This is a genomic window from Oceanobacillus chungangensis (assembly GCF_003369565.1).
GTDB classification, from domain to species: Bacteria; Bacillota; Bacilli; order Bacillales; family Amphibacillaceae; genus Oceanobacillus; species Oceanobacillus chungangensis.
Genome location: NZ_PIOD01000016.1, coordinates 93,887 through 120,697, shown reverse-complemented (window position 1 = coordinate 120,697; position 26,811 = coordinate 93,887). Strand labels below are relative to the sequence as shown.

General features: G+C 38.9%; 20 protein-coding genes. 12 read left to right on the top strand and 8 right to left on the bottom strand.

Annotated elements, in window-relative coordinates:
• Positions 1–45: 45 nt before the first annotated feature.
• The 3 genes from CWR45_RS13850 to CWR45_RS13840 form a co-directional block, all read right to left on the bottom strand.
• A complete protein-coding gene (locus CWR45_RS13850) occupies positions 46–669 on the bottom strand; it encodes a hypothetical protein (protein ID WP_115750454.1) in 624 nt (207 codons plus the stop codon).
• 301 nt (positions 670–970) lie between these two features.
• Positions 971–1,813, bottom strand: coding sequence for an aldo/keto reductase (locus CWR45_RS13845; RefSeq protein WP_115750453.1), 843 nt, complete (start codon positions 1,811–1,813; stop codon positions 971–973).
• 51 nt (positions 1,814–1,864) lie between these two features.
• Complete coding sequence (locus CWR45_RS13840) at positions 1,865–3,172, bottom strand: MFS transporter (protein WP_281271860.1); 1,308 nt, start codon at positions 3,170–3,172, stop codon at positions 1,865–1,867.
• Between the two features lie 75 nt (positions 3,173–3,247).
• Between CWR45_RS13840 and CWR45_RS13835 the strand changes: the two genes are divergently transcribed.
• The 5 genes from CWR45_RS13835 (at position 3,248) to CWR45_RS13815 (ending at position 13,133) form a co-directional block, all read left to right on the top strand.
• On the top strand, positions 3,248–3,616 hold the full coding sequence (locus tag CWR45_RS13835) for a winged helix-turn-helix transcriptional regulator (RefSeq protein WP_115750451.1): 369 nt from the start codon (positions 3,248–3,250) through the stop codon (positions 3,614–3,616).
• Positions 3,617–3,890: 274 nt separating this feature from the next.
• Positions 3,891–4,286: a VOC family protein gene (locus CWR45_RS13830; protein WP_115750450.1), complete on the top strand. Its 396-nt coding sequence runs from the start codon at positions 3,891–3,893 to the stop codon at positions 4,284–4,286.
• Between the two features lie 395 nt (positions 4,287–4,681).
• Complete coding sequence (gene codB / locus CWR45_RS13825; RefSeq protein ID WP_115750449.1) at positions 4,682–5,962, top strand: cytosine permease; 1,281 nt, start codon at positions 4,682–4,684, stop codon at positions 5,960–5,962.
• The gene (locus CWR45_RS13820; protein WP_115750448.1) at positions 5,952–7,217 is read left to right on the top strand and encodes a cytosine deaminase; all 1,266 of its coding nucleotides are present in this window, start codon (positions 5,952–5,954) and stop codon (positions 7,215–7,217) included. The genes codB and CWR45_RS13820 overlap by 11 nt, the downstream gene beginning before the upstream one ends.
• A gap of 360 nt (positions 7,218–7,577) precedes the next feature.
• Positions 7,578–13,133: a pullulanase gene (locus CWR45_RS13815; RefSeq protein ID WP_115750447.1), complete on the top strand. Its 5,556-nt coding sequence runs from the start codon at positions 7,578–7,580 to the stop codon at positions 13,131–13,133.
• Between the two features lie 69 nt (positions 13,134–13,202).
• On the opposite strand, the gene CWR45_RS13810 is transcribed toward CWR45_RS13815, so the two are convergent.
• Complete coding sequence (locus CWR45_RS13810) at positions 13,203–14,459, bottom strand: dicarboxylate/amino acid:cation symporter (RefSeq protein WP_211315973.1); 1,257 nt, start codon at positions 14,457–14,459, stop codon at positions 13,203–13,205.
• A 929-nt stretch (positions 14,460–15,388) separates the two neighbouring features.
• Between CWR45_RS13810 and CWR45_RS13805 the strand changes: the two genes are divergently transcribed.
• The 3 genes from CWR45_RS13805 (at position 15,389) to CWR45_RS13795 (ending at position 17,543) form a co-directional block, all read left to right on the top strand.
• Positions 15,389–15,772, top strand: coding sequence for a hypothetical protein (locus tag CWR45_RS13805; protein ID WP_115750446.1), 384 nt, complete (start codon positions 15,389–15,391; stop codon positions 15,770–15,772).
• Positions 15,773–15,826: 54 nt separating this feature from the next.
• Positions 15,827–16,876: a DUF5050 domain-containing protein gene (locus CWR45_RS13800; protein ID WP_115750445.1), complete on the top strand. Its 1,050-nt coding sequence runs from the start codon at positions 15,827–15,829 to the stop codon at positions 16,874–16,876.
• 310 nt (positions 16,877–17,186) lie between these two features.
• Positions 17,187–17,543 (top strand): hypothetical protein, encoded by a 357-nt coding sequence (locus tag CWR45_RS13795; protein WP_115750444.1) that lies wholly within the window; start codon positions 17,187–17,189, stop codon positions 17,541–17,543.
• A gap of 99 nt (positions 17,544–17,642) precedes the next feature.
• Here CWR45_RS13795 and CWR45_RS13790 read toward each other — a convergent pair whose 3' ends face one another.
• Both CWR45_RS13790 and CWR45_RS13785 read right to left on the bottom strand, forming a co-directional pair.
• Positions 17,643–18,059 carry a CBS domain-containing protein gene (locus CWR45_RS13790; RefSeq protein WP_115750443.1) on the bottom strand — a complete coding sequence of 139 codons (417 nt, stop codon included), beginning with the start codon at positions 18,057–18,059 and terminating at the stop codon, positions 17,643–17,645.
• A 218-nt stretch (positions 18,060–18,277) separates the two neighbouring features.
• Positions 18,278–18,817 (bottom strand): ECF transporter S component, encoded by a 540-nt coding sequence (locus CWR45_RS13785; RefSeq protein ID WP_115750442.1) that lies wholly within the window; start codon positions 18,815–18,817, stop codon positions 18,278–18,280.
• Positions 18,818–19,135: 318 nt separating this feature from the next.
• Here CWR45_RS13785 and CWR45_RS13780 point away from each other — a divergent pair, with 318 nt between their 5' ends.
• From CWR45_RS13780 to CWR45_RS13765, 4 genes are all read left to right on the top strand, one after another.
• Complete coding sequence (locus CWR45_RS13780) at positions 19,136–19,984, top strand: pyridoxamine kinase (RefSeq protein ID WP_115750637.1); 849 nt, start codon at positions 19,136–19,138, stop codon at positions 19,982–19,984.
• Positions 19,985–20,220: 236 nt separating this feature from the next.
• Positions 20,221–21,684, top strand: a complete 1,464-nt coding sequence (locus CWR45_RS13775) for a protein adenylyltransferase SelO (protein WP_115750441.1) — start codon at positions 20,221–20,223, stop codon at positions 21,682–21,684.
• Positions 21,684–21,974, top strand: a complete 291-nt coding sequence (locus tag CWR45_RS13770; RefSeq protein ID WP_115750440.1) for a hypothetical protein — start codon at positions 21,684–21,686, stop codon at positions 21,972–21,974. The genes CWR45_RS13775 and CWR45_RS13770 overlap by 1 nt, the downstream gene beginning before the upstream one ends.
• A gap of 186 nt (positions 21,975–22,160) precedes the next feature.
• Positions 22,161–23,429 carry an OFA family MFS transporter gene (locus tag CWR45_RS13765; protein WP_115750439.1) on the top strand — a complete coding sequence of 423 codons (1,269 nt, stop codon included), beginning with the start codon at positions 22,161–22,163 and terminating at the stop codon, positions 23,427–23,429.
• 270 nt (positions 23,430–23,699) lie between these two features.
• Here the strand turns inward: CWR45_RS13765 and CWR45_RS13760 are convergent, their stop codons facing one another.
• Both CWR45_RS13760 and CWR45_RS13755 read right to left on the bottom strand, forming a co-directional pair.
• Positions 23,700–25,226: a glycine betaine uptake BCCT transporter gene (locus CWR45_RS13760; RefSeq protein ID WP_115750438.1), complete on the bottom strand. Its 1,527-nt coding sequence runs from the start codon at positions 25,224–25,226 to the stop codon at positions 23,700–23,702.
• Between the two features lie 88 nt (positions 25,227–25,314).
• Entirely contained in the window at positions 25,315–25,989 is a 675-nt protein-coding gene (locus CWR45_RS13755) for a hypothetical protein (RefSeq protein WP_115750437.1), read from the bottom strand.
• Positions 25,990–26,811 lie beyond the last annotated feature (822 nt).

The window sequence follows — 26,811 nt, the reverse complement described above, 5'->3', positions numbered from 1 at the left end:
AAAATTAGAAATCTATATTCGACTTTATGCTAACGAATTGGAATATCAATCACATCTGTACTTGAACTTAGGCTCTGTCTGAATATAAAAGGCATTTCTTACTTGTGCACACCAATTTGCAAAGGCTGATCTCCATTCAGGAGTATTAAAGAATTGATCAACTGTTTGTGTTTCAGAATGCCAAACGATAAATAGGTTGAGTGGGGCAATTCCTCCTGCCCATATGCCATTATTTGCGTCAGTATCTTCTTCCCTTACTAATAATAAGGGTAATCCGAATTGATAGGCCATCGAAGGCTCTACTTGTGAATAAACAGAACCTGTCCAGACTGGAGTTGGTGGTGGAAGGGGTCCTTCATTAACGCCAACTGTTTCAATTTGAAAACGACGAAGATTTACTGCCAGCATTCCGTAGCTTGATGACACTAACCGACGAATATCAGTTAAAATGGATTCGGGATAGCTTTCGCTTAAAGGCAATGTACGTGGAAATAGCAAAGCATTCTCAATTTCTAATATTAGACGGTTTAGAAACCGCTGCTGGTTGTTATTTAAATGAGTTGTCGTACTCAAAAAGACAGGAATACGGTATGCACGGTCAATACACTCTTGGTGTGCTGATTTTAATTTTTCTTTTTCTTTACGTAAAGAGCTATACTCATTACTCACTTCTTCACCCCCTTTTTATTAATCTATGGAAACAGATATATATGAGATTGTACATCTAATCCAGGTCCGATAATATGTGCCACCTCCTAATGCAAAGCAACCTTGAAATTCCATCAAAGTCTAAGTTGGACATTAAAACCATTACATAATTACTTATCAAATTCGCTATTTGCCAAGTACAGAGAAGCTTCTGAGTGTATTTTATGTTGTTACTACTAGTCACATCATTTTAAAAAAACAGCCACTTTTTTACTTACAGAAAAAGTAGCTGTCTTCTTATATTGCTATATGCTTATTGCACTCAAAAATCTATATTATCAGGGTCAGGTCCCACTCGGTGATTTTGATTTAGCGCATCAATCTGCTGCATCTCTTCCTTTGTTAATTCGAAGTCAAATACAGTGGAGTTCTCAATAATTCGATGCTCCTTCGTGGATTTTGGAATGGTTACCACACCATTTTGTAAATCCCATCGCAAAATAACTTGTGCAACGCTCTTGTTATACTTATCTGCAATTCCTTGTAATAATCGATTATCTAATAGTTGACCCTGCATTAGAGGTGACCAAGCTTCTAACTGAATCTCATGCTTTTGACAAAAGGCTTGAATATCCTTCTGCGTTAAACGTGGGTGGTACTCTACTTGATTGATCATCGGTTTGATTTCCGCATCCTTCATTAATTCCTCAAGATGGGGGATTTGGAAGTTGCTTACTCCGATTGCCTTGACTCTTCCTGCTTTATAAAGAGTCTCCAATGCACGCCAGGCTTCTTTAAATTTACCTTGAACAGGCCAGTGAATGAGGTATAGATCCAAATAGTCTAGGCCAAGTTTTTTTAGACTTGTTTCATACGCTTCTAACGTTGATTCATAACCTAAGTCAGAATTCCAAACTTTTGATGTAATAAATAGTTCTTCTCTACGGATATCTGATTCTATTATCCCTTGCTGAATAGCACGTCCAACCCCTTCCTCATTTTCATAAATGGCTGCCGTATCAATGCTGCGATACCCATGTTTGATTGCAAACTTAACGGCATCAACTAGCTCGGGACCATCCTCTACTTTAAACACCCCGATGCCAAACCAAGGCATTTTAACCCCATTATGCAAAGTTGTTGTATCTTGTAAATGATTCTTCATTATTAATAACCTCCAATTTTCATATTGCGATTTTACACATTTCTTTATTACTTAGGATACTGCCCGATTCAATTTGCTGGCCTTTTGATCTTTTCTTTCAAAGATTGTACTCCAGCCTGCAAGGAAGGCGGCAATTAGTACCATAAGTGCTCCCACCCAGGTGGTGTGAATGAGTCCAATAGAGTCTGTAATAATCCCGCCTAAGTAGGATCCGAGGGCAATCCCAGCGTTAAATGCAGCAATATTGATAGCAGAAGCAACGTCTACCCCAGAAGGTACAAAACGTTCTGCAAGCATAACCGCATATACTTGTAGACCGGGTACATTCATAAAAGCTAATGCTCCCATTAAGAAAATCGTAATCAATCCTGCAATTTTAAATGGTGCTGTAAACATCAGGAAAAATAGGATTACTGCTTGAACAATAAACATGTAAAATAGTGCGCGAATCGGGTTGTGATTCGATAGCTTGCCACCGACTGTATTGCCAATAGCAATCGCAATCCCGTATAAAAGGAGAATGGCCGCAACCGTTCCTTCTTTAAATCCTGTTATTTCCTGTAGTATGGGAGATAAATAAGTAAAGACAACGAATGTTCCTCCATAGCCTGAGATAGTAATCGTAAATAAAAGTAATAAGCGGCCATTTGTCACTAATTTAAATTGATTACGAAACGTTGTACGAGTACCTTTTCGTAAATTGGATGGGACTAGAATGCTATTCGCAATGAAGGCAATAATTCCGATGCCAACGATGATAATGAAAGCCATTCTCCAGCCAAATTGTTGTCCAATGAATGTTCCCAGTGGTACACCTGTTACTGTAGCTACTGTTAGTCCTGTAAACATAATCGAGATGGCACTGGCTCTTCTATTTTCCGGTACTAAATCTGCCGCAATGGTAGAGCCAATCGACATGAAAATCCCGTGTGAAAAGGCAGAAATAACACGAGCAACGAGCAACATACCAATGCTTGTGGAGAAGGCAGCGATACTATTTCCGATTATAAAAATAACCATGATCCAGAGCAGCAAATGTTTACGTGACATACTGGAAGTAATTGAAGTTAGTATTGGTGCTCCAAATGTTACACCTAATGCATATAACGAAACCGTTAATCCTGCTGTCGTAACGGAAACTTGTAAATCATTCGCTATTAATGGTAATAGCCCTACACTGATAAATTCTGTTGTTCCTATTGCAAATGCACTTATCGCTAACGCTAACAGTGCGAATGTACTTTGTTTTTTACTTAAATCCACTATTATCCTCCTTCGTAATTTATTAATGTATAATCGATATTGTTTTAAGTAAAATGATGTTATAACGCAATCGATAAATGTTATTATGATAGATATAAAATAAATTGGGAAGTACGTACTTATAAGTGCTGTAGGTACTTTTAAGTTCCTATAGATGAGGAGAAACGATCTATGAAGAAGAAGTATAATATTTCGGTAGAAGCGACGTTAGAGGTAATCGGAGGAAAGTGGAAATGTGTGATTCTATGTCACCTGACACATGGCAAGAAGCGTACGAGTGAATTGAAACGCCTTATGCCAAATATTACACAGAAGATGTTAACACAGCAGTTACGTGAATTAGAAGCAGATGGCGTGATTAATCGAATTGTGTATAATCAAGTCCCGCCAAAAGTGGAATATGAACTAAGTGAATATGGTTGGAGCTTACAAGGTATCTTAGATTCACTTTGCAATTGGGGCGAGATGCATATTATCAAAGTGTATGGCGCTACAACCGATGTATTGGAGGAAAGCGTTCTAAATGAACATTTGAAGTAATAATAGAGAATCGTTGTGGCTATTAAGTAATCCTTATGCACTTTTCGTGAAGAATGAAAAAAGTTGGTAAGTGAATTTCAATTTATATTCAATATTGAAAAACTACTTGAATCATCAATATAATAATATGAATATTTTTAATATTGATTACCGTATCAATTGAATAATTTTCCACGTCTATTATAATGAAAAAGAAAGAGTAATTAGACTATAAGCTGTCAATACTTACTGGATGATAGAAGGAAATGAAATAAGAAAAAAATAGGAGGTAATCATGGGAAGATTAGTACATTTCGAGATTCATGTCGATGATATGGCAAGAGCGAAGAAGTTTTATGGTGAGGTATTCGGATGGACATTTGAAGATTGGAGTGACTATGCTGGAATGCCTTATTTCGGCGCAGTGACTGGCAGTGATGGTGAACTTGGTATTAATGGAGCTTTAATGCAACGTCAAAGTGCTCCCCCAGAAGTAAACCAGGCTATAAATGGTTATGCTTGTACAATGGGTGTTGAAGATTACGATTCAACGGAAGCAAAAATTATCAGTAATGGCGGCAAGGTTGCAATGGCAAAATATGCACTTCCAGGTATGGCATGGCAGGGATACTATCATGACACTGAAGGCAATATATTTGGAATCCATCAGCCAGATGAGAACGCTAAATAGAAGATTATTATTATAAGCTCAGTGAAAAAAACAGAGTAGTCGAATATCGGCGTGTTCACTGTATATATCGGCGTATTTTGGAAATCAGAGCAGGGTAACAGGCACTGCAATAGAAGTATGTAAATGTAAATACCAGTTGACAACCGCTTATTTTCCTGCAATAATAGGTTTAATTTAATACTGGTACCTTTAATTCAGTCCCGTGAGGCTGACAAGGACAACGGAAATAATGTGCGTGGGATAGTCTATAGTTAAGGCTACCTATACCTATGTGCATTATGGAAAGAGCTTCTTGTCAGAAATGGCAAGAAGCTTTTTTTCATCCTTTCACTCCTTATTTTATCGAAGCTTTCTTCGGTACCAGTTTTTACAACTAACTTATTGGAGGAATTGGGATGTCAAAAATTGATAAAGAATTCTCGTTACAAGCAGTACCGCAAACAAATAGAAAGGGTTTCTGGAATATTCTTGCTGTTATGCTTTCATTAAGTTTCTTCTCAGCAAGCATGCTGTCAGGAGGAACACTGGGAACAGGACTTTCATTTATCCAATTCATTTGGATCGTGTTAGCAGGTAATTTACTGCTTGGACTTTATACAGGTGCATTAGCATATATTGCAGCAAGGACAGGCTTATCGACACATTTACTAACACGTTATGCATTCGGTGAAAAAGGTTCTTATATCGCTTCATTTTTACTGGCTTCCACACAGGTCGGCTGGTTTGGTGTCGGCCTTGCGATGTTTGCAGTGCCGGTTGCAAAAGCGACTGGTATCAATGTGTATGCATTAATTATAATCTTTGGGTCGCTGATGACGATATCGGCAATTTTCGGGATGCGGACTCTAACGATTTTAGGATTTGTTGCGGTTCCTGCAATTGCAATCTTCGGCAGTTATTCGATGGTTGATGCAGCTGAATTTGCTGGGGGACTTCAAGGATTATTCGCATATGAGCCAGCACAGGCAATCAGCCTTGCAGCAGCATTAACGATTTGTATCGGATCGTTCATTAGCGCTGGTACACTTACACCGGACTTTGCCCGTTTCGCAAAGACAACGAAGTCTGCAGTAAGTGCGAATATTATCGCATTCTTTCTAGGAAATTCACTCATGTTCTTATTCGGTGCAGTCGGTGCCATGGCATTTGGAAAAGCTGATATATCGGATGTTATGTTTCTGCAAGGTTTGATGATTCCAGCCATCATCGTTCTGGGCTTGAATATATGGACAACAAATGATAGTGCATTATATGCTTCCGGACTGGGATTCTCAAATATTACGAAACTGCCAAAACATAAAGTAGTTGTTTTCAATGGAATACTAGGTACAATCGCAGCATTATGGCTATATAACAACTTTGTCGGATTCCTGACCGTTTTGGGAACTGCATTGCCGTCAATTGGCGCAATCATCTTGGCAGACTACTTCATCTTGAACCGCGGAAAATATCAGCCGTTCGAAGCGATGAAATTTAAAGCAGTAAACTGGATTGCAATTGCAGCTTGGGCAGGTGGTGTCGCCGTTGCGAATTTTGCACCAGGAATTCCGCCAATAAATGGCCTATTAGGAACAGCAATTATTTATGTAGCAGGAATGAAATTAATGTCAAAACAACAAGTATCTGTATCATTAAATCAACTAAAAGAGAAGGGGGAAGTTCTCAGTGATTATTAAAAACGCAACACTCAGAGGAAAAGAAGGTCTATGGCACTTAATAATAGAAAACGGCAAGTTTCATAAAATTACCCAAGTATTGGATACTGTTGAGGGCGAGGAAGTTATTGATGTCGAGGGAGCGATTGTCCTTCCGCCATTTATTGAGCCGCATATCCATTTAGATACAACGTTAACAGCTGGTGAACCAGAGTGGAATCAAAGTGGCACATTGTTTGAAGGGATCCAACGCTGGTCCCAGAGGAAAGAAACGCTAACAGCAGAAGATGTTAAAACAAGATCAAAAACAGCATTAAAGTGGCAAATTGCTCAAGGCATCCAGCATGTCCGGACACATGTGGATGTAACAGACCCAGACTTAACAGCCTTAAAAGCAATGTTTGAAGTGAAAGAAGAGATGGCGGCCTATGTTGATATTCAGCTTGTTGCTTTCCCGCAAGAAGGGATCAACTCCTATCCTAATGGAGCAGAGCTGCTTGAAGAGTCAATGAAAATGGGTGCAGATGCAGTTGGAGGAATTCCTCATTTTGAATTTACAAGAGAATATGGAGTAGATTCATTAAAAATCGCTTTTGACCTAGCTGAAAAATATGATCGATTAGTGGACATCCATTGTGATGAAATTGATGATGAACAGTCTCGTTTTGTTGAGGTTGTAGCTGCAGAAGCCTACAAACGCGGAATAGGGACACGTACAACAGCGAGCCATACGACAGCAATGGGCTCTTATAATGATGCCTATACGTATAAATTATTCCGCCTATTAAAGCTTTCAAATATTAATTTTGTTTCAAATCCGCTTGTGAACATTCACCTTCAAGGAAGATTTGATACGTATCCTAAACGAAGAGGATTAACACGAGTAAAAGAGCTTCAGGAAGCAGGATTAAACGTCTGCTTTGGTCATGATGATATCTTTGACCCATGGTATCCACTTGGTACAGGCAATATGCTCCAAGTATTGCATATGGGAATCCATGCATCACAGCTAATGGGCTATGAACAAATCGTAAACTCAATTGATTTAATCACAAAGAATAGCGCGAAAACCTTGCACATAGAAGATAATTATGGAATCGAAGAAGGCAAAGCAGCGAACTTCATCGTCTTATCTGCAGAAAATGAATATGAAGCAATTCGCAAGCAAGCAACCGTAAGATATTCCTTCAGAAATGGCAAGATTATCGCTGAAACAAAGCCGAGTGAGGCAACAATTACGTTGGAAGAAGTAGAGAAGGTTAATTTTAATAGATAGAAGACATTTAGGCACAACTTTAATCGGGTTGTGTCTTTTTGGTAGATAAGAAAGTATAAACTTTCTTAACGAATAAGTGCAACTAAGGCAGTCACCTAAAGGCTTGGTTAAACCTTAGTTTTCTAACATAGCCAGTCTATATATGCAACTGTGTTTAACATTGATAAATATGGGATGAGAAATTCATCTAGACGACATGAAATCATATTGATAATAGCAATTGATTATGTAATAATACAAGAAAGCGCTTGCGTATGTTAAAACTCCATGAGAAAGCTATAAGTCTACTTTTTTCACCTATTTATGCAAACGTTTCCACGTAACCGAAACTAATCAAATAGGAAGGGAGAGAAAAATGCCATGTGCAAAAATGTAGGTCGTCGGTTTACTGCGCTAATCATGATTTTCATGATGCTGCTAAGTGTTACGCTGCCGTTTTCCCCAATTCAGGAGATTAATGCGGATTCGAATACCGATAACCGCACTGTTCGTCTGACGTATGAACGGGAGGATAGGAATTATGATGACTGGGATATTTGGGTTTGGAATACGGGAGTCCAGGACGATAATATTGATTTTACGGAATTTGAAAATGGACTAGCTACTGCTTTTATTGAGGTGGCCCCAACTACAAAAGAAATAGGATTTATTATTCGAAAGAAAGATTGGGGAGATCGTGAGCCGAATGGGCAGCATATCGATCGATTCATCCAGATCAATCAGCAGGAAGCAGTCACCAAAGCAACTGTCCAGCAGGGGAATGAAGCTATCCATACCGTTCCTGAAATACCAAGGGCACAGATTAACAATGGGGATGCAGCTTTCTATTATCGTGATTCTGATTTGTATTTAAATGATGCGATGGATAGCTTGGAAAAAGTAGAATTGAAGGTTGCAGGCGATACATTTGAGATGGCGTATGATGAAGCAAATGAACGCTTTGAATATGTATATGCGGATTTTCCAGAAGGAACCTATCCCTATTCATTTCTTGTAACGAAAGACGGCCAAACGGAAGAAGTAACCGATCTGTATTATGAGGAGTCTATCATTAAAAATCTGAATGTGGATATGGCTGTATCTGCGACGATAACTCCCGAAAGCATTAATTATAACGAAAATGCAGTTCTTTCAGTGAATATTGAAAATGAAAGTGGTGCTAGTATTCGTGAAATTTTTGCTGATACATCATCACTCGGCGGACCAGAAAAATTAAATATTGATCCTGAACTAAATGAAGTGACAATTGCTGTCAAGGAGGATATTCCTGCTGGCGTGAAGGAAATCCCGCTGACTATCGTAGATGAATTCGGAAAGACACATAACGGGCAAACAACTATTGAAGTAAAAACACGTGAGTTTGCTGAAGGAGAAGACTTTGATTGGGACGAAGCAGTTATTTACTTTCTTTTAACCGACAGATTTTTTGACGGGGATGAATCAAATAATGACCCCTATGGTTTAAATTATGATAGGAGCAAGCCGGGAGCGTACCACGGTGGAGATTTAACAGGCATAACCAAAAAGCTAGATTATCTCGATAACCTCGGAGTTAATACGATTTGGATTAGTCCCATTGTAGAAAATATCAAATATGATGTAAGGTACAATTCCCAGGATACCCATCCTGGTCAGCCTTTTTATGGATACCACGGATATTGGGGAAGTGACTTCGAGAACTTGAATCCGCATTTTGGGGATATCGAAGACTTGCATGAGCTGATAGATGAAGCAGCGGCCCGCGATATGAAAATTATGGTCGATGTTGTCCTTAATCATGCCGGATATGGATTGAAGGAAGTTGATGGTGAACTTCCTGAAGCTGAACAACCTTATATGTACCCGACGGATGAAGAACGATCTGCGTACAGTTCTTTGCTAAGACAGGGGAGTAATGTAGGTAGTGATGAGGTGACTGGAGAACTTGCCGGTCTTCCCGACTTTATAACAGAAAACCAGCAAGTTCGTGCCCAGGTAATCGATTGGCAAAAGGATTGGATTGAAAAATCACGAACGGAAAATGGCAATGCGATTTCCTATTTCCGTGTCGATACGGTTAAGCATGTCGATCACACCACATGGAAAGCATTTAAGAATGCCCTGACATCTGAAGATCCTTCCTTCAAAATGATTGGCGAAGCTTGGGGAGCAAGTCAGCATGAAGACTTTGGATTTTTAGATAAAGGGGAAATGGATTCCCTGCTTGATTTCCAGTTCAAGGATATTGCTAAGGAATTTGTTAATGGCAATCTGGAAGATGCGAATCAACTCCTTGAAAACAGAAACAGCGGTTTATCCAATACGGCAACGCTCGGACAATTCCTTGGCAGCCATGATGAAGATGGATTTTTATATTCCATTGGCAATGATGAAGGAAAGTTAAAGGCAGCAGCTACACTGCAGCTTACGGCGAAGGGTCAGCCGGTGATTTATTATGGCGAAGAGCTTGGCTTGAGTGGGGCTAACAACTACCCGATACAGGATAACCGATACAACATGGACTTTGAACTTGCCAAAGATAATGCCATTTTAGCGCATTATAAAAAGGTACTGGATTTCCGGGAAGAATTTTCTCAGACGCTTTCCCGTGGTTCACGAGATGATATTGCAGGATCAGATACGGAACAATTTCTGCTCGTTGAACGGACGCATCAGGATGATTCGGTATATGTGGGATTGAATGTCTCTGGCGATGAAAAAGAAGTGACATTAACTGTAGACTCAGGAGAAACTGTTGTGACGGACCATTACTCGGGTAACGTGTATCGAGCAGATAGTGATCAAACGATTTCCATCTCGCTGCCGTCACTTGCTGATGGTGGAACCGTGCTGCTGACTACAGCGAATGGGAGAATAATTGAGGAAGGAAATCAAGAGAGTGAAGAAATCCCTGAGGATACACTGAGGGTCCATTATGAACGATCAGACAATGATTATACAGGACTTGGATTATGGTTCTGGGGAGATGTGGAAACACCGTCGGAACAAAATGGGGGCTGGCCTAATGGAGCCACGGCATTTGCGGATAATCCTCTAACCGATTATGGTGCCTATGTCGATATCAAGTTAACAGAAGCTGCAGAGACAGTTGGGATGCTTGTAAATCATTCCAATGGTTCCAATGTGACACCGAATATTTCTGTTGATATCCTGTCACCTGAGATGAATGAAATCTGGCTATCTGAAGATGGAGAGGTATCGCTATATGAACCGGCTGACCTCGATCCGAATACACTGCGGATTAATTATATGAGTAAGGACGGTGCCTATGAGCCATGGGGAGTATGGACATGGGGCGATGTAGCAGAGCCTAGTGAGAACTGGCCAATGGGTGCGCATGCGTTTTCAGATGAGCAAGTTGGAAAATATGGTGCCTATGTCGATGTTGATCTTAATGAAAATGCAGAAGAAATCGGCTTTCTGCTAGTGGAGAGGCAAGCTGGAGGCAATCAAACGGCAGATATGTCCTTCTCCGGGTTTGACGAGCATAACCAGATTTTCCTTAAAGAGGGTGATGATACTGTTTACACCAATCCTTATTATGTTTTTGAAGAAGGGATCAAATATGGCGAACTGGTTACGCTCGACCAGATTGACCTGACTTTTACATCAACAGCTGATTTCTCCGAGCAGGAACTTTGCGAAGGTATTGAGTTGAAGGACAAAGATGGAAATGATGTGAAAATTAGCTCGGTTACAAAGAATGAAGATGGCCGGACCGTTCATTTGAAAGGCTCTTTTGCTGCGGAACTTGCACCATATCTTGTTACTTTTATGAATCAATCGGTACAGGTCAATAAGAGCTATAAGCTTACGGATAAGTTGTTCCGTTATGATGGCGATGACCTGGGAGCAACTTTAAACAAAAACAAATCTGCAACGTTAAAGGTTTGGTCGCCAAGTGCAGATAATGTTTCAGTTATTTTATACGATAAAAAAAATCAGGATAAAGTTGTTGGCAAACCTGTTCCAATGACGAAAGATGATCGTGGAGTCTGGGAGGTTACACTAAATAAAGGCAATACTGGTGTTTCTAACCTTACAGGATATTATTATCATTATGAAATTGAGCGCGATGGAGAAAAAGTGCTCGCCTTGGATCCCTATGCAAAATCAATGGCAACATGGAATATAGAAGAGGCAGATGAAATTCCGATTGGAAAAGCAGCCATTGTCGATCCATCAAAAATTGGTCCGAAACTCCGTTACGCGGATATTGAAGGATTTGAAGAAAGGGAGGATGCCATCATTTATGAGGCGCATGTCCGTGACTTTACATCAGATCCAAGTATTGCAGGTGACTTGAAAAAAACCGACTTTGGTACGTTCGCTGCATTCATTAAGAAGCTGGATTATCTAGAAGAATTAGGGGTAACCCATATTCAGCTGCTTCCAGTAATGAACTATTACAATGTAAATGAACTTGATCGTGAAAGACTGCTCGATTATTCTTCGAGTGACAACAATTATAACTGGGGTTATGACCCGCATAGTTATTTTTCATTAACAGGCATGTATTCAGAAGATCCCGATGATGCTGAGGAGCGGATTAAGGAATTTAAATTCTTAATTAAGGAAATTCATAAGCGTGATATGGGTGTCGTCCTTGATGTCGTATACAACCATACAGCAAAAGTGGAAATTTTTGAAAATTTGGAGCCAAATTACTATCATTTCATGGATGCAGACGGTACGCCAAGGGAGAGTTTTGGCGGTGGTCGTCTAGGTACGACACATGAAATGGCTAGGAAAGTCCTAGTTGATTCGATCACATACTGGGTCGATGAGTTTAAAGTAGATGGATTCCGCTTTGACATGATGGGAGACCATGATGCCGAAACAATCCAAATAGCTTATGACGAAGCAAAAGAACTGAATCCAAACATCATCATGGTTGGAGAAGGATGGAGAACGTATACAGGCGATGAAAATGGCGGAGATGTGATGCCAGCAGATCAGGATTGGATGCAGCATACGGAAAGCGTTGCGTCATTTTCCGATGAAATAAGAAATGAACTGAAGTCTGGTTTCGGTTCGGAAGGGGAACCCCGTTTTCTAACTGGTGGAGCAAGGAATATTGAGCAGATTTTCGATAATGTTACAGCTAATCCGCATAATTTCTTGGCAGATGATCCTGGAGATGTCTTATCTTATATTGCAGCACATGACAACTTGACCCTTCATGACGTTATCGCACAGTCGATTAAGAAAGATCCGAAAGTCCATGAAGAAGAAATTCATAAACGCATTCGGCTTGGAAATACAATGGTGTTGACATCACAAGGAACAGCCTTCCTGCATTCCGGTCAGGAATATGGCCGTACGAAACAATTCAGGCATGAGGAATACAAGGAGCCTGTAGCTAATCCGCCATACAAATCAACGTTCATGACTGATTTAGAGGGTAATCCATTTGAGTACCCATATTTTATTCATGATTCCTATGATTCAACGGATGCCGTGAATAAGTTTGATTGGAAAAAGGCAACAAATGCAAAAACCTATCCTATTCAAACAGAGACAAAGGAATATACCGAGGGACTTATTGAACTGCGTCGTTCCACCGATGCATTTACATTGGGTACAAGGGAAGAAGTAAATACTAACGTCACTCTAATCGAAGCTCCAGAAATACAGGAGCAAGATTTGATTATTGGCTATCGTGCCGAAGTATCCGAGAGAGAAGCGTATTATGTGTTCATCAATGCAGACGATAAAGAACGTACACTGACGCTTACTGACTATAACTTAAGTGATGGGAAAGTAATAGTGGACAATGATGAATCAGGGACTAAAGAGGTGAAGGACCCATCTGGATTTAAATTGTCTAAGAATGGGATTACGATCGATGCTCTAACTGCGGTGATTGTAAAAGTAGGCGGAGAGAAAAAACCCGGGAAGGGGAAAAAACGTTAACAAAGTTTGACCCGGAACAGTGCCTGGCACTGTTCCGGCTCTTTAATATGCTCAATTAAGTACTGTTCATTAACCTACATTTGACTTATCTGGATTAATTGCGATCTCATATTTTTCCTCACTCTTATCAACCACTGCAGCTCCGACTAAGTCACCAGTCACATTACAAGTAGTAAAGATCATATCGGTTATTACATTCACTCCTGCTGTTAAGGCGACGATTTCAATTGGTAAGCCTACTTCCGTAAGTACAATCGATAGTCCAATCAATCCAGCACCTGGAACTCCGGCCGTACCGATAGAAGCAACAGTACCTGCTAGAACAATCGCTACCATGGCAGCGAAGCTTAGCTCCATGCCAACAACATTCGCAGCAAAAATTGCCCCTACTCCGTAATGGATTGCCGATCCATCGGAATTCACAGCCGCCCCAAGTGGTAAGGTGAATTTTGAAACACTTTCCCGAATGCCAGCTTTCTCAGCAGCTTTGATTGCTACTGGGAGTGTTGCTAAACTGCTTGATGTGGTAAAAGCAGTGATTAAAGCATCCCATACCCCTTTAAAGAACCGTTTGATTTGAACGCGTAATAATAACAAGAACATTAAGTAGACAAAGATGAATTGAATGATTACACCTACATAAGAAGCACCTACATAACCCGCAAGTGAATAGAGGACACCATATCCCTGTTCCCCAATCTTTGAAGCAGCGATCGCAAATATACCAATTGGAGCATATTGCAGGATGCCATTCAGAATTCGGAATGTTACTTCGCTCCCTGCTTGCGAAAAATCATATAATAGAGTACCAAAATTATTAATTCTTTTTTCTTCTGAATGTCGCATCGAAACAATGACAAATCCAGTAATCAATGCTACAAATACAATACTTAGAATATCCCCATTAACTAGTGATTGAAAAATATTTGTCGGAACAATTGCCAGCATCGTATCAATAAAAGATGGTGCTTCGGGAACGTCAATATGTTCCCCAGTTAATTCTAGTCCAACCCCAGGATTGAACCAGCCACCGACTATGATTCCTACTAACATTGCGATTGCAGTTGTCAGCATGTAGTAGATAAAGATTTTGACCCCAACACGACCAAATTGCTTTGGATTGGAGGAGTTTACCGCACCAATTAGCGTAAAAAGAATAAGTGGAACAATAATCATTTGTAAAAGTCGAAGAAAAAGATCACCTAGAGGTGACACAAACTGTGCAGAGGGGCCAAGCGCCAGACCTGCGATAATCCCCAATAAGAACCCGACAGTAATTTTTAATATAAATGACTTGTCACGATACCATTTCCATAGAGCATGCATCATAATCCCTCCTATAAAATACCAAGTTAATTCCTTTTCACTGTCCAAAGCTTTGCCATTTTTTCACCTGCAGTAAACTGTAATATCACCTCCAAATGATTGACTGTCACTTTCTGGCGTATTGTATCAACACGTTTTGATGATAAGGAAGTTAAGAAAGAGCACATTTATGTATGCGCTTTCAATTAATGTAAAATTAAACATCGTTCAGTGAGGGTTTTCAATTTTCCCCACTTACCAGTTTAATGTCAGTCCGAGTTATCGAAAAAGGCTTTATTGCAAGTTGCAAGAAATGAAAACAAAAACCAGAATAAGGATAGGAATGCATATCCCAGCCTTAAACTGGTTTTATCTAAGGTTAGCTCCACTTCTTCAGCAAAGTCAATTAGATTTAGCAGTTTATTAATGTGTATTATTATTCAAATTTAACAAAAATTATAATAATAATCAATAGTCTATTTGTAATTCTTAGGGAGATTATCCAAGAGAATAAAATTCACAATTCAAATCTCTTGCATATCAAGGGATTAGAAACGTGAAAAAGGAAATACCTCTCCAAGTTCCTAGTATATTAGAGGGAACTATTCACTATAGATATACCCCTACCGATATAAGTTATAGAATTCATTCATTATTTTTAAGTGGAGAGTTATTTATTTAGGGAAGGGATGTAATGTAATAATGCAACAAGAGTAAAGCAGACTATTAGAAGATATTTCTCAGACAAAACAGTATTTAATTCGATTACAGGAAAACTATGGGAATTACCAAGCATTAATCCCATCTGTAAAATTTTTAAAATGGTGGCAGCACCTCATCGCTTGGCTCATCTTATTTGTTATTTTCATATATGCTGTTGATCTCGTTACATGGCCATTTAGAGAGGTTATGAATATAGGAGAAGCAACGGATTTCGTTTTTATCTATCGATGATTATTTTTACAGTATTATATATAATCGGATACACGAAATATATCCGACGTAAGGAGAACAGAGCAAATCAACAATTAGTTGAAAATTCAAGCTTGATTCAATCGTTAACAGCTGAAAAGGAACAACTCTTACAGTTAATTCATCATTCTAATATTCCTCAAAAATATGTATCTATCGGTGCATTGCAAACGTTTGAACAGTATGTAGTAAATGGTCGAGCGGATAATTTAAAAGAAGCAATTAATTTATATGAACAAGAATTGCGTCACCAAGAGCACATGAATGAACTTAGACAACTAAAACAGATCGAAATAGCAACCTATCAAAAAGCTGACGAAGCAGCGACAGTCGGATGGATAAATCTCTTTACCCGGAGATAAGCAGTGTTATTCGTCATAAAGGTTAAAAGAAGGATTATATATGAGGTGTTATAAATGAAAAAAATCTTAGTTTTACTTATAATTGTATGCTTTCTGAGTGCTTGCTCACAGGAAAGTAATGATAGTGACATAGAGCAGATAGATGCAGAAAAGACGGTTGATGAAAAGACAGCGAATAATGAGCAATTACAAACTGAAGCAGTAGCGCATAATCATGAAAAGCTTGAAGAACATGATGATTCAGCTCCATTTCTCAACAATTCTAGTGGGAATATCATTGCTGGTGGAAAATACATCCTGTTAGATAATACGCTATATTTTGCAAACCTTATAGATAACAACAGTTTATACAAAACGAATTTAGATGGAACGAATTCAAAGAAACTTACAGATCATGCTGTAGGAAATCTTCATATTCACGGAGATTGGCTATACTATACTCCAATTGATAATTCGGGTGAATATCCTTTTCCACAATCTATAAATAAAATCAAATTAGATGGCAGTCATGAAGAGGTTGTTCTCAATCAACCAGTGGATTTCGTTCATGCATCGGGAGATTATCTCCTCTTTATTTTAGACGGTCAAATCTATAAATTAAAGATGAACGATGATGAACTGATTAATTTGCCATATCAAGCACTAACATTGAGCGTATCTGATAATACGATTGTTTACTTTAATCATGATGGCTATCATCTAGGTGATCTTCAAGGAGAGAAAGATGAACCTTTATTCTCTGAGAGTTATGGCGATTATATCGTCGAAGGGAATGAACTTTATTTCACGAAAGTGGGACGAGAATCTGGTTTATACCGGTACTCATTACTAGATAAAGAAGTGTCACATATTATTACTGAAGGAATAGATTATTTCAATGTGAATGGTGATACAATCTATTATTCAACAGCCACTGCAGAAGTTGATCGGTCAATATATAAGGTGAACAAAGATGGAGAGCAGAAGCAAGATTTGGGAACTGTCATCTACTCCATCAATATTTTCGATGAATATGTAATTGGAGAATATGCAAGACAAGGCTTTGTTCAATACATATTAATTAATCGGGAAAATAATGAGATAATGGAAATATATCCGCAATGATTTAATTCATACTAATATGCTTAACTGCTCTATTATATAAAATCCTTATTCTGCAATCGTTTGAATGTAGAATAAGGATTTTACTGTTGTCATAGTATTAGGACCTCATAGGTATAGTATCAATAAATACTTCGTGATGATTATCACAATTTTTTCCGTATGTTGAGGAATTCCCTTATTTACATTTACAATATCTTTACATTGTTAACATGAATTCTCCCTTTATTCTTGAAGCGTTTCCATGTATAATAAATTTAAGTGAATTAATTCACAAAGTAAATTGCTTTACACACAAGATGGAGTGACCAATATGAAAGTAAAAAAGGCAAATTATCAAACCCCGGGCTATATAACCCGAGATAATATTAGAAGTAAGTTTAATAATTATCATAGTGTAACGGTGAACATGAATCCTTCAATAAAAATACCTGATCCGGGATTGTACCCTATTTCACTCGAAATCGGCAATTCTAGGCACTCGGCAATCGCTTCAGTTACAGAACCAATATCTTTAAAAGAAAAAGAAAATAGAAGAATAAGAGCTTATATTACCGATCTTCGCAAGGAAATAAAGGATGAGAAAGTACTGATTTCTTGGCAAAATCCTCCGAAAAGCATATCAAATCAAGCGTACCACGATGAATTAGGTAAGGTAGTTAGTTTATGAGGAAATAATTCTTCTTAAAAAGCCTCTCAATAACTCGTAATGAATTATTGAGAGGCCTTTCTGGAAATACATCTATATTCTAAAAAGTAATTTTGTGAATTAAGGAGTAGATTTCTTTATTTCACTTAATGCACTTTCTGCAGCTTGTTCATTATTGGTAGCAGCAATATCGCCTAATGATACAACACCTTTTAATTGATCATTTTCTACTACGAGCAGACGCGATATTTGTTGAACCTGCATCAGCTTGGATGCTTCTTCCACGTCCATATCCGGAAATCCGGTATATACCTTTTCCGTCATGATTTGCTGAGCCTCTATATTGTTAATGTCTTGGCCTTTCGCTAAACCTTTACACACGATATCTCTATCCGTTACTACCCCGAGGAACTTGTCATCAATAACCGGAAGAAACCCTATATCATTTGCTTCCATCTCACGTGCTAACGTAAATAAATTGTCACTTGGCTTAACTTCCACTACATTTTCCGTCATTATTTCTTGAAGCGTTGTCATGTGAAACTCCTCCTTAAAATAATAATTGACATACTGTAGCAACCCGTAGCAACCCCCGATTAATACTATTAATCATGGATTAATATACAATTTCCTAAAAATTATAAGTTAAAACATCTCTATTTATTAAAAAAAACTTTAGGATTAAGAAGATTGAAAAATATGTAGTGATTCCAAAAATACTGTTTCACTACATAAAATCTTAAGTCTCTTTGCTTTTATTTAAAATAAGCGATTTTTTTCAAAGCAACGCAAATTGGAATGGCAATGATAATTCCTAATACATTTTGAACGAGGTCTCCGGGAATCGAAGCTAAGGGTGCAATCCAATTACCGTATAGAATTGATTCACCAATGTAATAAACAGCTATCATAAATGGAACAGAAACGATAGTTGCAGTTATATTTAAAGCAATGCTACTCCCATTGTGGCCATTTAACCAAGCAATTCTGCCAACGATGTATCCTTGCAGGCCACGCGCCACAATGGTGATAGGCGCCCACAGCAACCAGCCTCCCACCATATCAAATAATCCCATTCCTATTGCACCAGCAAGCGCACCTTTTTTAGGCCCAAATAAAATAGATGCAATAAACAGCATTGCCGTTCCTAGATGAACGAGACCTCCATTTGCAGCAATTGGCAGTCTAATATTTAAAAAGACAGTAGAAACGAAAACAAGTGCAATTAACATTGATGTTATAATTAAATCTAACGTTTTTTGGCGTGGTTTTACATAGGTTTGTGTATTGTGCATCTCTCTATTCCTTCCCGATTAGAATTTTCCTATAACTTTAGCAAAAGATTGGTCTTTACAAAAGTGCCAACTTATTAAAAAGTGTTAGGGTCAGTTTGAGGGAATGCAGATTATTTGAGAAGAGAAAGATGATGATTGCCATTAAGATATTGACGATTCAAAAGTAGTGATATAATGATGGCACAGAACATAGCAGATGAGAAAGTATATTTTTAATCATAAGTGCAATTAAGGCATATCACGATAAAAGATTGGCAAATGCCAAGTTTACTAATATATGCTGTAATTTTAAGGTGGATAGGCCTGATGGAGGTTATTATGAAAAAAGTTGCTGTATTACAGGATTTATCATCTTTTGGAAAATGCTCATTAACAGCTGCGATTCCGGTTCTTTCTGTAATGGGTGTGCAGGCATGTCCTTTACCAACGGCTGTACTCTCTGCGCAAACCGGTTATCCGAGTTTTTTTTACGACGATTTTACATCTAAAATGAAATATTTCACAGAGGAATGGAGTAAGCTTCAAGTAACCTTTGATGGTATCCATACCGGCTTCGTTACTGGTAGTGAGCAAATTAATAATATTTATCATTTTTTAGATAAATTCCATACAAACGGAACGACTTTACTTGTTGATCCGGTAATGGGGGATATAGGAGAAGTCTATAAAAATTTTACCGATGATTTATTGGTACAAATGAGAGAGTTAGTGAAGCGTGCAGATGTGATTACGCCAAACGTTACAGAGTGCTGCTTGTTAGCTGGATTGTCCTATGCGAAACTTCATCACTATACAAATCAGCAAGACTATTTGAAAGCGATAGAAGAAGCTGGGAGTACTTTGCAGCAAGAAACAGGTGCTAAGGTTATCATCACTGGAGTGAATCCACCATCAGCAGATTTAGATCAACGGTTTATCGGAAATATCTATTTGGACGGAAGTGAAATTTTTTATAGTAAGACGCAGTATAATGGTAAAAGTTACTCTGGTACAGGTGATTTATTTGCATCTGTGATTATGGGAAGCATGATGCGTGGAGAGGATCTGGAAAAATCTGTACAGCTTGCAATGGCATTCCTAACAGAGGCTATCAATGATTCCGCTTTGGAACAGATTCCTGAAGTAGAAGGAGTTAACTTTGAGAAATATTTAAGGATGTTATTATAGTAGGACAGAGGGACAGGCACCATATGTCATGACACTAGACGTGGTGAGATGCTGTCCTCTTGTCCTATTTCATTTTACAGCTGTCAATGAATGGATTTTCCTCCTGTGAAATCGGAATAATAAATTGGCAGAAGCAGACATTAAAAGGGATGCATTGTATTTTGAAATGTAGATAACTATTAAAATAACATTAAAAGCTATGATTTTTCAAAAAGTCAGAAGAAAAGGGAGAAGCTATGACAAAGACTAAAGAAACTGGATGGAACTTAGACAACAGTTATGCCCGTCTGCCAGAATCATTTTTTTCCAACACTGACCCAACTCCTGTACGTTCACCGAAGTTGATCATTCTTAATAATCAATTGGCAGCATCCCTAGGGTTGAACGTTGAGACACTGCAAAATGAAGAGGGCTTAGCGATGCTTGCTGGAAACCAAATTTCAGAAGGTGCTTCACCTCTCGCTCAAGCTTATGCGGGGCATCAATTTGGGCATTTTAACATGCTTGGGGACGGACGGGCGGTGCTGCTAGGTGAGCAAATTACACCTAATGGCGAGAGGGTTGATATACAGCTTAAAGGCTCAGGAAAAACGCCATTCTCACGCGGAGGTGATGGACGAGCGGCACTTGGACCGATGCTGCGTGAGTACATTATCAGCGAAGCAATGCACGGGCTCGGTATTCCTACCACTCGTAGTCTTGCAGTGGTGACAACTGGTGAGTCCATCATCCGGGAAACCGAGCTGCCTGGTGCGATTCTGACCCGCGTAGCTGCCAGCCATTTACGTGTTGGTACCTTTCAATATGCTGCTAAATCCGGGGGACTGGCGGGAGTTAAGATTCTAGCTGACTATGCAATAGAGCGGCACTTTTCAGGGATTGAAGCGAATGAGAACAGGTACTATTCGCTGCTTCAGGAAGTGATGAAACTTCAAGCAGAGCTTATTGCAAAATGGCAGCTGGTTGGCTTTATTCATGGGGTAATGAACACCGACAACATGGCGATTAGCGGGGAAACGATCGATTATGGTCCTTGTGCGTTTATGGATGTCTATGACCGGAAAACAGTATTCAGTTCTATTGATGTAGAGGGCCGCTATGCCTATGGAAATCAGCCTTATATTGCTGCCTGGAACCTTGCAAGATTAGCGGAGTCTCTTTTGCCGCTATTGGATGGCAATAAGGAGCAGGCTGTCAAATTGGCTCAGGATGAGATTTCAGGATTCAATGAGCTATATCATGCTTACTGGCTCGCAGGAATGAGAGCGAAACTAGGGATATTTAACGACGAAATAGGGGATGAAGCCCTAATCCAAGATCTTCTCGATATGATGGAGAAGTATCGTGCGGACTATACGAATACCTTCCGTACATTAACTACTGACAGATATGAAGACATGGCTATGTTCGGTACTCCAGAATTCTCTCAGTGGCATGAGCGCTGGCAAGCGAGATTAGGCAGACAGCAGGAGTCAAAGGTTTCTTCGAATCAGTTAATGCGAAAGAATAATCCTGCGATAATCCCACGGAACCACCGGGTTGAGGAAGCGCTGGATGCTGCAGTCGACCAGGGAGATTACAGCGTGATGGAGCAGCTTTTGGATGTCCTTACAACCCCTTATGCATATACTGCCGAACAGGAAGAATATGCTGCAGGGCCTGTGTCAACAACGCCTTATCGGACTTTTTGTGGGACATGATGTTTAAAAATATTAAAAATAATGCTGCCCTTCTTGAGGCAGCATTGTTTTTGGTTATTATCTTTCCGTTTTATTGGTGCTCCAGAGAAATGGTTTGTGTTTTCAAACTTGCACTTTACTCATTAATGCATACGCATTATCTAAAGAATACCATCCATGTTTCTGTTTCCATTTTTGTTAAAATATGTGGTTTGGCAATAAAAGGATTTACAGGCTTATTTCTATGCATTGTGGCTAAGATCTTTTTATTGATGGAAAAAGGGAAAATAAAGAAAGGCATTTTAAAATAACTATTTGTATTTGAGCAAAGATGATATATAATGATTCTATTACTTTCGTAAATAGGTATAATTTAGTCTATAAATCAACAAAAAACATGTATTTTCTGATTAAAAACCGAACATTAAGCTTATGATTCTATTATAAATCCGTATGTTTCGGGTTTATAGGTTGATTGGAAATGGAGGGGTTATACTATGGGGAATTTTAATAATAAGTGGTTTCGTGCAGTACTTCCAGCTTTATTCATTCATTGCAGTATTGGTACGGTTTACTGTTGGTCCTTATTCAAGGGCGATATTGCCGCATACATCGGGAAATCTGTCGGTGAAGTAGAATGGGCATTTAGTATCGCCATTTTTGTTCTTGGTATGTCCGCAGCTTTTGGTGGGAAATTTGTCGAAAAAGACATTCATAAATCATCTTTGCTCGCGGCTATATTTTTTGTCGTTGGGATGGTAGGAACAGGCTTCTTTATTTATCAGAAGTCATTAATCGGTATTTACATTTCCTATGGAATTGTGATGGGGATTGGGCTTGGTATCGGTTATTTAACACCGGTAAAAACATTAATGCTTTGGTTTGACAAGCAAAAGGGGTTAGCGACAGGCTTTGCTGTAGCAGGCTTTGGCTTAGCAAAAGTTATTGCAAGTCCTCTAATGGAGAAGTTGCTCGGAGAAAGAAACAATGAGGGAATGTTAATAAATGCTGCAAATATATACACCATGTTTTATATTTTAGCAGGTATATACTTAGTGATGATGCTCATTGGACACTTAACTTTAAAGAAACCCATTGGATATGAAGAGGTAAGTGTGCAAACTGGGGGATTTAGTTATCGTAAGGTGTTAAGAAATAAAACATTTATCGGTATTTGGCTGATGTTCTATATTAATATCACATGCGGATTGGCTTTAATATCACAAGAAAAAGGCATTTTAGCGTACATTGGATTTGGGGCGATTGGTTTTGTAAGTTCGTTAACAGCCATTTTCAATGCAGGAGGGCGGCTCGCTCTTTCTTCATGGGCAGACCGATTACAAGATCGTAACTCGATCTATAAAATTATTTTTATATCATCTATTGCATCCATTTTATTAACTATTGTGCTTGATGGGATTAATAATTCTATTCCGTTCCTTATTATCGCCTTGCTATGTATCGTTAATGCAGGTTACGGTGGAGGATTCTCATCCTTACCGCCGCTATTATCTGACCGTTTTGGTTTACATAGTATTTCTACTGTACATGGATTAGCGTTATCTGCCTGGGCATTGGCAGGACTGACAGGCAATCAGCTAAGTGCCTTTATTCTGGACAAGACTGGGTCCTATACAATCGTTCTATATGTGATTATGGCTTTCTTCGTGATTGCGACTTTAATTAGTATTTTCGTTGTTAAACCTGATAAGGTGTTCTTGCACAGTGAAGAGTCCAATGTTAAAGAGGAAATGGCAGCAGGTTAAGTGTTTATTCATCAGCAAAAAGAAAAAAAGAAGTTGGAATAAGAGTTTTTCAAAAGAAAAAGCCGAACGAACTAAAATTAGCGGAGATAGCCGCTTCGGAAATATACTTCGTTTTCCACAGGAGACTCACCTATTCCTTTACGCTCATAGGAGTCTTGGTATATTTCCTCCGCTAATTTAGTGCATTGTTCGTCTATTATTTTTATACCAGTTAATACGATCAATTTGGTGATCGTCCAGTTAAACTAGCTCAACCTGATTTTTTAATATCTAAGGATGCCTAATTCTTTTACTCCCTTTCTGCACTTCCAATTCACTTTTTAACCCCTTCAGTAATGAGAAGCACAGAATAATCAGGATGACCGTAAACGGCAGGGCAGCTGCAATCGAAGCTGTTTGCAATATGTTCAAGCCACCAGCTAAAAGTAATACGGCAGCTAAAGCTGATTGAATAACGCCCCATGTCACTTTAATTTTATTGGAAGGATTTAATGTTCCACCTTCACTTAACATGCCAAGTACAAATGTGGCGGTATCTGCAACTGTTATATAGTAAATGGCCACGACAGCGAATCCCAAAATACTCAACAACGAACTTAATGGGAAGTAATCGAAGAATGTAAAAATAGACAATGAGACGTTTTCAGTAATATAAGTTGCAAGGTTATGATTTCCTGTTTGTTGAACAAGTTCTAATGCTGACCCCCCGAATACGGACATCCATAGACAGGTCCCAAGCGTAGGAACAATCAATACGCCTATAACAAACTCCCTTACTGTTCTTCCTTTCGAAACACGGGCAATAAACATGCCGACGAATGGTGCCCAGGCGATCCACCATGCCCAATAAAATAAAGTCCAGGTTGCAATCCAATCTGCTCCTTCACCAAAAGGGACCAGCCGTAAACTCATCTGAATAAAGTCACTGATATAAAGGCCTGTCGTATTAAACAAAACCTTTATAATCGTCAGGGTAGGACCAACAATTAAAATCAACAGCATAATAGCAAAGGATAAAACCATCGCTGTATTTGATAAGTATTGGATCCCTTTCTCTAAGCCTGTATTAATTGAGATGGTAAAAATGACTGTTGCGACCGCAATAACAATCAGCTGGACGAATAACTCATTAGGAACACCGAATATGTAATGCATTCCAGCTGTAACCTGCATCGCACCCAGTCCTAATGATGTGGCAATGCCGAAAACCGTAGCAAAAATAGAAAGTATATCAATCGTTTTCCCGATCGGTCCGTAAATTCTATCGCCAAGTATTGGATAGAACGCCGAGCTAATAGCTGCAGGGAGTCGTTTATTATATTGAAAAAAGGCAAGGGCAAGCCCAATAACAGTATAGATTGCCCATGGATCCAAACCCCAATGGAAAAAGGTATATTTCATTGCGGTATTTGCCGCGTCTACCGTGTAAGGTTCCCCGTAAGGTGGGTTTGTAAAATGGGTGACTGGTTCCGCGACAGCCCAATATACAATTCCTACCCCCATCCCAGCACCGAACAACATCGCAAGCCAAGAAGCGGTATTGAAATCAGGTCGGTCTGTTTTTTTACCGAGTCGTATATTACCATATTTGGAAAACAGTAAAAAAACAGAGAAAACGACAAAGAATAGGGTAGCACTAAGATATAACCATCCAAGGTAATCGATTGACCCGTTATAGATGATATCAGTGACATATGCTAGATTATCTGTAAAAAAGACTCCCCATATAATAAAAATGAGGGTGAGTAATAATGAAATAATAAAAACACTATTTCCTTTTTGACTTTTGCTGGCCATAGAAACCTCCTAGTAAAGTAAAAGCGTTGATGGGTGGAAACCAAGCTTTCTAGTTAGTAAAAATAGGGTTGATTTATAGATAAAATAATTACGTATCATCGTCTTGAAGATTATAAAGATATTCCCATTCATCGGCGTTCAATAGCTCCAATGGTGATACAACTGTACCATTGCCCAGATAAACTAAATCGTCCGTAACTGCAACTACCATCGCTTCATATAGTTCCGTATTGTCCACCCGCTTATAGATGTCGCCAATAGATGGTAATAATTCACTGGTTAGGTTACTTAATTCCTGAGATTCCATGTCCTGCAGGTTTGCAGAATCAGCAGTTTCGATGTCTTTAAAATCAATTGGGTGGCCGTTCTTATCACGCCCCGGTTCCATTAAAAGGTACTCGTTGTGCTTGACACCGTGAGAATTACTTGTGATGATTCCTTTATTATCAGCGGTTTCAACCATTTCAATTTCATTTAGCGAATATGTATCCAAGGAATCGGGCCTTGGATTATGAATTAAAATATAGTCTCCTTCTTCCGCTTTTTGATTTCTTAGCGTATATGCTTTTTGATTGAAATTAAAGCTATCAAGTTCCTTTGGTTTATATCTCTCCACATGTACTGCTTTGGTCAAATGCTGTGTTAAATCTCTCAGCCTTATAAGATGAACGGATTGTTTATACATTGCTTTTATCCCATAAACCTTGTGTAATGCATTATTGTAATACACAAATTGTCCTCTTCGTATTTGATACAATTTCACAAGAAAATCTCCCTTCGTGCATAGGTTTTGAAAATAACGATTACGGTTTCTTTCTTTTCGCTTTGATTCATTAATAGCATGCCTTATTTTCAAAAAAAAATGATATTAATGTGAAAATTAAAGAATGGGAAAGGTTTTATAGGAAGTAAAAGGTACCTAACCACAGCATACTACTCTACTACCCGGAAAACGGGCAAATGAATCATATGAGAGTGTCGGAGAAAAGCACATATAGCACCTGCAGATTGATTTAACTTTAAGGAAGGTGGGTTAGAATGTTTGGCCTCAGTGACTTCCTAAGGCTAACTTTATCCGTGCTCATCATTCTGCCTGCCGTATCACTTATCAGGGAATTGGGGTATATTATTGCAGGGAAATTACTAGGCGGGAAGGGTATGACTATTACGATTGGATCAGGACCAAGCATTATAAAATTCCTAATATTTGATGTTCGGAAATATTATTTTATGTACTGCTGGTCTCACTACGATTCGCTTAAATTAAATACTAGGTGGACGAATGTATTTGTTTAGAGTGCACCCATGCTGACCAATTTAGCAGTTGCATTGACCATCAATGCTTTGTTGGCAAATGGCATACTGCAAAATCAGACGTTCTGGAACCAGTTTGTCTTTTACGCCTTTTACTTTCTTATGTTTGATGCTATTCCTATGTACTACCCGGATGGGCAGCCTAGCAATGGTAGGATAGTTTATGATTTGATCCGCTATGGAAAGCGCAGTGAGTTCCAGCAGGATGACCCGCATTCGGACGTACGTAAGGATGATGACTGTGAGTGAGAGGCGCTATGCTGAAATTTAT

Bases quoted from the DNA above. Each gene is read 5' to 3' on its own strand.
- CWR45_RS13845 (WP_115750453.1), bottom strand. From the start codon at position 1,813: ATGAAGAATCATTTACAAGATACAACAACTTTGCATAATGGGGTTAAA.
- CWR45_RS13835 (WP_115750451.1), top strand. From the start codon at position 3,248: ATGAAGAAGAAGTATAATATTTCGGTAGAAGCGACGTTAGAGGTAATC.
- CWR45_RS13830 (WP_115750450.1), top strand. From the start codon at position 3,891: ATGGGAAGATTAGTACATTTCGAGATTCATGTCGATGATATGGCAAGA.
- codB (WP_115750449.1), top strand. From the start codon at position 4,682: ATGTCAAAAATTGATAAAGAATTCTCGTTACAAGCAGTACCGCAAACA.
- CWR45_RS13815 (WP_115750447.1), top strand. From the start codon at position 7,578: ATGTGCAAAAATGTAGGTCGTCGGTTTACTGCGCTAATCATGATTTTC.
- CWR45_RS13810 (WP_211315973.1), bottom strand. From the start codon at position 14,459: ATGCATGCTCTATGGAAATGGTATCGTGACAAGTCATTTATATTAAAA.
- CWR45_RS13805 (WP_115750446.1), top strand. From the start codon at position 15,389: ATGATTATTTTTACAGTATTATATATAATCGGATACACGAAATATATC.
- CWR45_RS13800 (WP_115750445.1), top strand. From the start codon at position 15,827: ATGAAAAAAATCTTAGTTTTACTTATAATTGTATGCTTTCTGAGTGCT.
- CWR45_RS13795 (WP_115750444.1), top strand. From the start codon at position 17,187: ATGAAAGTAAAAAAGGCAAATTATCAAACCCCGGGCTATATAACCCGA.
- CWR45_RS13790 (WP_115750443.1), bottom strand. From the start codon at position 18,059: ATGACAACGCTTCAAGAAATAATGACGGAAAATGTAGTGGAAGTTAAG.
- CWR45_RS13785 (WP_115750442.1), bottom strand. From the start codon at position 18,817: ATGCACAATACACAAACCTATGTAAAACCACGCCAAAAAACGTTAGAT.
- CWR45_RS13780 (WP_115750637.1), top strand. From the start codon at position 19,136: ATGAAAAAAGTTGCTGTATTACAGGATTTATCATCTTTTGGAAAATGC.
- CWR45_RS13775 (WP_115750441.1), top strand. From the start codon at position 20,221: ATGACAAAGACTAAAGAAACTGGATGGAACTTAGACAACAGTTATGCC.
- CWR45_RS13770 (WP_115750440.1), top strand. From the start codon at position 21,684: ATGTTTAAAAATATTAAAAATAATGCTGCCCTTCTTGAGGCAGCATTG.
- CWR45_RS13765 (WP_115750439.1), top strand. From the start codon at position 22,161: ATGGGGAATTTTAATAATAAGTGGTTTCGTGCAGTACTTCCAGCTTTA.
- CWR45_RS13760 (WP_115750438.1), bottom strand. From the start codon at position 25,226: ATGGCCAGCAAAAGTCAAAAAGGAAATAGTGTTTTTATTATTTCATTA.